This is a genomic window from Stenotrophomonas sp. HMWF003 (genome assembly GCF_003061285.1).
In the GTDB taxonomy this organism is placed as follows: Bacteria; Pseudomonadota; Gammaproteobacteria; order Xanthomonadales; family Xanthomonadaceae; genus Stenotrophomonas; species Stenotrophomonas maltophilia_AP.
Genome location: NZ_QAIW01000004.1, coordinates 2,692 through 8,632 on the forward strand (window position 1 = coordinate 2,692; position 5,941 = coordinate 8,632).

A 5,941-nucleotide genomic window follows, 5' to 3' on the forward strand; every position below is an offset into this window, starting at 1 on the left:
TACCGTTTGTTGTCCTCTCAGCGCTATGGTCTGACGCTTCCCATCCTAGGTGAGGCGTCATGACGTTGCGCAGTCTGTCATTGCTGGTATCGCTGGCGTTGTGCACGCCGCTGGCCGCCCACGCCATCGAGTTCACCCCGCAGGAGCTGGCGCGGGCCTCGGCCCTGCAGAAGACGCTGCTCACCCTCGACAGCCATCTGGACACGCCGGCCAACTTCCACCGCGCCGGTTTCGACATCCAGCAGCGCCACGACCGCAACGCGCTCTCGCAGGTGGATTACCCGCGCATGGTGGAAGGCGCGCTCGACGGCGGCTTCTGGGCGATCTACACCGACCAGGGCGACCGCAGCGAAGCGGCGCATGTGCACGAACGCGACGCGGGGCTGCTGCGGCTGATGGACATCCGCGAGATGCTCGCCGCGCACCCGGACACCTTCCAGTTGGCGCTCACCGCCGCCGATGCGGCCAGGATCAAGGCGGCCGGCAAGCGCGTGGTCTACATCAGCATGGAGAACGCCAGCCCGCTGGTGGACGATCCCTCACTGCTGAGCTTCTACCACCGGGCGGGCCTGCGCCTGCTGAGCACGGTGCACTTCGCCAACAACGAGTTCGCCGATTCGGCCACCGACAAGAAGGGTGCCGAATGGAAGGGCCTCAGCCCGGCCGGCAAGGCGTTGGTGGACGAAGCGGTGCGGCTGGGCATCGTGATCGACCAGTCGCATGCGTCCGACGCGGTGTTCGACGACCTGCTCGAGCGCATGCCGGTGCCGTTCGTGCTGTCGCACAGTTCGGCCAAGGCGATCTACAACCACCCGCGCAACCTCGACGACGCACGCCTGAAACAGCTGGCCAAGGCCGGCGGGGTGATCCAGGTCAACGCCTATGGCGGCTACCTGATCGACACCGGCAAGACCGAGGCGCGCGCGCAGGCCGAGGACGCGCTGATGAAGCAGCTCGGCGGCGACTACGACGGGCTGACCATCGCCCAGGGCGTGGCGCTGAAGCAGGGGCTGGACGCGCTGGACGCGCGCTACCCGCTGCGCAAGGCCACGCTGGACGACTTCTTCGCCCACTTCGAGCACATCCTGAAGGTGGTCGGCCCCGAGCATGCCGGGATCGGCCTGGACTGGGACGGCGGCGGCGGTTTGACCGACCTGCAGGACGTAAGCCAGCTGCCGAAGATCACCGCCTGGCTGCTGCGCAAGGGCTACAGCGAGAAGCAGATCGCCGGCATCTGGGGCGGCAACCTGCTGCGCGTGATGGCCCAGGCGCAGGCGCATGCCGACAAGGTGGCGACGCCGAAGAAGTGACGGGGATTGCGGGCGCCGCGCTTGGCGTAGCGCCCCGGTATATCACCGACGCCACCTGCCCGGATCAGGCCTTGTCGATCACCGCGTTCCGCCGCCCATAGGCGAAGTAGGCGATCAGGCCCACCACGTTCCACGCCAGGAAATACAGCTGGGTCTTGCTGGGCAGGCTGAAGAACAGGTACAGGCAGCCGATCACCGCCAGCGGGCCGACGATGAAGGCCAGCGGGGTGCGGAACTTGCGCACGCGGCCCGGCTCGCGCACGCGCAGCACGACCAGGCACAGACCCACTGCGGTGAACGCGGCCAGCGTACCGGCATTGGCCAGCGCGGCGATTTCATCCAGGCGGGCCACGCCGGCCAGCGCGGCAACCAGCACCGCGGTGAACAACGTAGTGGCAATGGGCGTGCCGGTACGCGCGCTGACCTTGGACAGTCCGCGCGGCAGCAGGCCATCGCGCGACATGACGAAGAAGATGCGGCTCTGGCCGTACAGGAAGGCCAGCAGCACGGTCGGCAGGGCGATCACCGCTGCCGCCCCGATCCACTTGGCCGCGCCCGGGCTGCCCAGCTCGCGCAGGATCAGCGCCAGCGGCTCGGCGCTCTGGCCGAAGATGGTGTAGCTCATCGCGCCCACGGCGGCCAGCGCCACCAGCACGTAGATGATGGTGCAGCCCACCATCGACCCGATGATGCCGATGGCCAGGTCACGGTCGGGCTTCTTGGTTTCCTCGGCCGCGGTGGAGATCGCATCGAAGCCATAGAAGGCGAAGAAGATGATCGCCGCAGCGGCCATCACGCCCTGCTCGACACCGCCGACGCCTACCGACTTGGCGAAGCCGAACGGCATGAACGGGTCCATGTGCGCGGTATCGAAGTGCGGCAGCGCGATGGCCACGAACAGGGTCAGCGCGATGATCTTGACCACCACCAGGATGGCGTTGAGCGTGGCGCTTTCCTTGGTGCCCGCCATCAGCATGCCGGCCACCACGAAGGTGATCAGCACCGCCGGCAGGTTGATGAAGCCACCGGCCACGTGCGGGCCGGCGGTGAGCGCCAGCGGCAGGTCGATGCCCCAGCCATGCAGGAAGCCCACGGCATAGCCGGACCACCCGACCGCCACCGTACTCACCACCAGGGAGTACTCCAGGATCAGGCTCCAGCCCACCACCCAGGCGATCATTTCGCCCAGCGCGGCGTAGCTGTAGGTGTAGGCGCTGCCCGCGGCCGGCATCATGGTGGCCAGTTCGGCATAGGACAGCGCCGCGCAGGCACAGACCGCACCGGCGATGGCGAAGGAGATCAGCACCGCCGGGCCGGCCAGGTTGGCGCCCACGCCGATCAGGGTGTAGATGCCGGTGCCGACGATGGCGCCGATGCCCAGTGCGATCAGGTGCGGCCAGCTCAGGGTCGGGACCAGTCGCCTGCCGGCTTCATGGACGGTGACTTGGTCTAGGGACTTGCGCCGGAGCAACGATGACATGGGACCTCGCGGTAATGACGGCTACTGACTAGTCAGCGAGTTTTACCCAATGCGGTGCAGCATTACTACTGCCGGGCGTCACAGGAGGGCGTAAGTAAATCCTGAGTGCCAGTGGATGACGAAAACAGCACAAATGCGCCGGTGTCAGTCCCAGCGGCAGCCGGTATCGGTCACGGCGCCGATGTCCTCGCTGAAGGCCGTCTGCTGTCCGGTGCGGGCGTTGGTGTAGTCGAACCCATAGATGCGTGCGCCCTGGGTGGAGATCGCATAGCGGCCGATCACCTTGCCGTCCAGGTGCTCCGCCCAGACCGTATCGAACTGCCAGGGGCGGCCCTCGGCCATTTCGGTGCTGTCCTCGCTCAGCAGGGTCAGGCGCAGCCAGGCGGTCTTGCCGGCATATCGCACGTAGCTGGTGCGTTGCCCCTCGGCCGGCAGTTTCCAGGACAGGTGGATCTGTGCCCGGGAGCCGCCGGTCAGGCAGCGGATCTCGTCGGCCTGGGCTGCGGCCGGGGCGAACAGCGCCAGCAGGGGAAGCAGGGCAAACCAGCGCATCGGCGGTCCTTGGGGGTCAGGCGTGTGGCACAGGCGGCGGCCCCGCGCGGGGCCACCGTTGGATCAGGCCGGCGGCTGCAGCGGAATGCTGCCGCGGCGGGTATCCACCACCGGTGCGGCGTTCTGGGCCTGCAGCTGTTCAACCACCGTCTCGAAGTCGTGCTGCTGGCCGAAGGCATGTTCTTCCAGCGTCAGCGGCAGCATCTGCAGGAAGCGGAACTGGCCGCTGGCCAGGGTCTGGATGTCGCCCAGGTGCTCGGCGGCGACGAACACCAGCGCCTGCAGCTGGCTGTCGGCGTTGTCGATCGGGGTGCCGATGCGCATGCGGTCCCACAGGTCCAGCGGCGCGTGGTCGCCCATGCGGCCGGCGGCCAGCAGCAGCTGGTAGGCGCAGAACCGCTGCACCAGGGCCAATGCCCACGGCGCGCGTTCGGTGGTCTGCAGCAGGAACTCCATGCCCAGGCCGGACACGCTGTCCGGGTCGGCCTCGGTGTCATCCCAGGGGTTGGACAGGCCGGAGCTCACATAGGCCCACCCGGGCCGGTCCGGCGTGGGCGGGCACTCGAACACGCCGATGGTGAGCCAGCGCGGGTCCACGCTGTCCTGGCCGAACACGGTGGAAAACACCGCCGCGTCCAGGGGATACAGGCCGGGGCCCAGGGCGCCCAGCAGGCGGGGGTACAGGACTTCTTCGCGCTCTGCCCAGGCACGGGCCAGCAGGTCATCGGGGTGGGACATCCGTTTACTCACAGGCGATGGCCCACCATTGTGGACCATCGCAAGTTCGTACCCACCAACGGTCGGTACCTACCGGTGGGAAACCGCACCCGGCGTGTTCCTACCGATCGGGGGGACGGAACCCGGTCGGTCACGCCCGTTGGTCGTGACCGCTCCCTCAGCGGTCCAGCGTGGCCATCGCCGCGTCGGCGTAGCGTTGCCCCGCCGCGGCATCGGCCGGGAAGATCGCGTCGATGCGGGCCAGCTCGTCCGGGCTCAGCTGCACCTGCAGCGCGCCCAGGTTTTCTTCCAGGAAGGCGAGGCGCTTGGTGCCGGGGATCGGCACCAGGTCCTCGCCCTGCGCCAGCACCCAGGCCAGCGCCAGTTGCCCGGGCGTGATGCCCTTGGCCTGGGCCATCGCGGTGACCGCATCGACCAGGGCCAGGTTGCGGGCGAAGTTGTCGCCCTGGAAGCGCGGTGACTGGCGGCGGTAGTCATCGGCGTCGAAATCGTCCGGGCTGCGGATGGCGCCGGTCAGGAAGCCGCGGCCCAGCGGCGAGTAGGGCACGAAGCCGATGCCCAGCTCGCGCACGGTGTCGAGCACGCCGTTGGACTGCGGGTCGCGCGACCACAGCGAGAACTCGGTCTGCACCGCGGTGATCGGGTGCACCGCGTGCGCGCGCCGGAGGGTGGCCGCCGACGCTTCGGACAGGCCCAGGAAACGGACCTTGCCCTGCTCGACCAGCCGCGCCATCGCGCCCACGGTGTCTTCGATCGGCACGCGGGTATCCACGCGGTGCTGGTAGTACAGGTCGATGTGGTCCACGCCGAGCCGCTGCAGGCTGGCCTCGCACGCGGCGATCACGTACTCCGGGCGGCCGTCCACACTGCGCGCAGCGCTGTCGCTGGGCTCCTGCCGGATGCCGAACTTGGTGGCCAGGAACACCTGGTCGCGGCGGTCGGCGATGGCCTTGCCGACCAGCACTTCATTGGTATGCGGGCCGTACATGTCGGCGGTATCGAGCAGGGGGACGCCCAGCGCCAGCGCGCGGTGGATGACCGCAGTAGCTTCGGCATCGCTGCCGCGACCGCCGTAGAAGGCGCTCATGCCCATGCAGCCCAGGCCGAGCGCGGAAACAGTGGGGCCGTGGCGGCCAAGGGTACGGGTCTGCATGGAAGGCTCCGGAAGCGGGGAAGGGGCGGCGCGGTCGAGCGCCGGTGCCCACAGCATCCTCCGCCGCACCATGTGGATAAACTGGTGTTCGCCACATCGACCTTGAAGGCAGGCTTCACAATGTCGTCCCAGCCCCCGCTGTCTGCCGTGGTTGCCTTTGCCCGGGTGGCCGAGCGTGCCAGCTTCACCCGCGCCGCCGATGACCTGGGCGTCTCGCCGTCGGCGCTGTCCCAGACCGTGCGCGCGCTGGAGGCCAGCCTCGGGGTGCGCCTGCTGCACCGGACCACGCGCCGGGTGGCCCTGACCGAACACGGCGCGCGCTTCCTGGCGCGCGTGGGCGAAGGCCTGGCCCAGATCGAGGCCGCCTTCGTGGACCTGGATAGCGTGCGTGCGGTACCGGCCGGCAAACTGCGCATCAACGTGCCGCGCGTGGCCGCCGAACTGCTGGTGCTGCCGCACCTGCCCAGCTTCCTGGCGCGTTATCCCCAGGTGGAGGTGGAGCTGTTCGTGGAGCCGGGGCTGGCCGACCTGGTCGCCGGTGGCTTCGACGCCGGCATCCGGCTGGGCGAGTCCCTGGCGCGCGACATGATCGCCGTGCCGATCGGCCCGCTGGAGCGGCAGGTGGTGGTGGCCACGCCCGACTACTTCGCCCGCCACGGCGTACCGCAGACGCCGGCCGCGCTGGTCGACCACGGCTGCATCGTGCAC

At 68.9% G+C, this 5,941-nt stretch carries 6 protein-coding genes; 2 read left to right on the plus strand and 4 right to left on the minus strand.

Annotated elements, in window-relative coordinates:
• The first annotated feature begins 59 nt into the window (after positions 1–59).
• Positions 60–1,310, plus strand: coding sequence for a dipeptidase (locus DBR34_RS00185; protein ID WP_128095216.1), 1,251 nt, complete (start codon positions 60–62; stop codon positions 1,308–1,310).
• 64 nt (positions 1,311–1,374) lie between these two features.
• On the opposite strand, the gene DBR34_RS00190 is transcribed toward DBR34_RS00185, so the two are convergent.
• The 4 genes from DBR34_RS00190 to DBR34_RS00205 form a co-directional block, all read right to left on the minus strand.
• Positions 1,375–2,790, minus strand: a complete 1,416-nt coding sequence (locus DBR34_RS00190; RefSeq protein ID WP_128095217.1) for an amino acid permease — start codon at positions 2,788–2,790, stop codon at positions 1,375–1,377.
• Positions 2,791–2,934: 144 nt separating this feature from the next.
• A complete protein-coding gene (locus tag DBR34_RS00195) occupies positions 2,935–3,342 on the minus strand; it encodes a hypothetical protein (RefSeq protein WP_128095218.1) in 408 nt (135 codons plus the stop codon).
• Positions 3,343–3,405: 63 nt separating this feature from the next.
• Positions 3,406–4,080, minus strand: coding sequence for a suppressor of fused domain protein (locus tag DBR34_RS00200; protein ID WP_128095219.1), 675 nt, complete (start codon positions 4,078–4,080; stop codon positions 3,406–3,408).
• Positions 4,081–4,237: 157 nt separating this feature from the next.
• Entirely contained in the window at positions 4,238–5,233 is a 996-nt protein-coding gene (locus tag DBR34_RS00205; protein WP_128095220.1) for an aldo/keto reductase, read from the minus strand.
• Between the two features lie 120 nt (positions 5,234–5,353).
• Between DBR34_RS00205 and DBR34_RS21955 the strand changes: the two genes are divergently transcribed.
• A partial coding sequence (locus DBR34_RS21955; protein ID WP_258223586.1) for a LysR family transcriptional regulator occupies positions 5,354–5,941 on the plus strand: 588 nt, incomplete at its 3' end.

Bases quoted from the DNA above. Each gene is read 5' to 3' on its own strand.
- DBR34_RS00185 (WP_128095216.1), top strand. From the start codon at position 60: ATGACGTTGCGCAGTCTGTCATTGCTGGTATCGCTGGCGTTGTGCACG.
- DBR34_RS00190 (WP_128095217.1), bottom strand. From the start codon at position 2,790: ATGTCATCGTTGCTCCGGCGCAAGTCCCTAGACCAAGTCACCGTCCAT.
- DBR34_RS00195 (WP_128095218.1), bottom strand. From the start codon at position 3,342: ATGCGCTGGTTTGCCCTGCTTCCCCTGCTGGCGCTGTTCGCCCCGGCC.
- DBR34_RS00200 (WP_128095219.1), bottom strand. From the start codon at position 4,080: ATGTCCCACCCCGATGACCTGCTGGCCCGTGCCTGGGCAGAGCGCGAA.
- DBR34_RS00205 (WP_128095220.1), bottom strand. From the start codon at position 5,233: ATGCAGACCCGTACCCTTGGCCGCCACGGCCCCACTGTTTCCGCGCTC.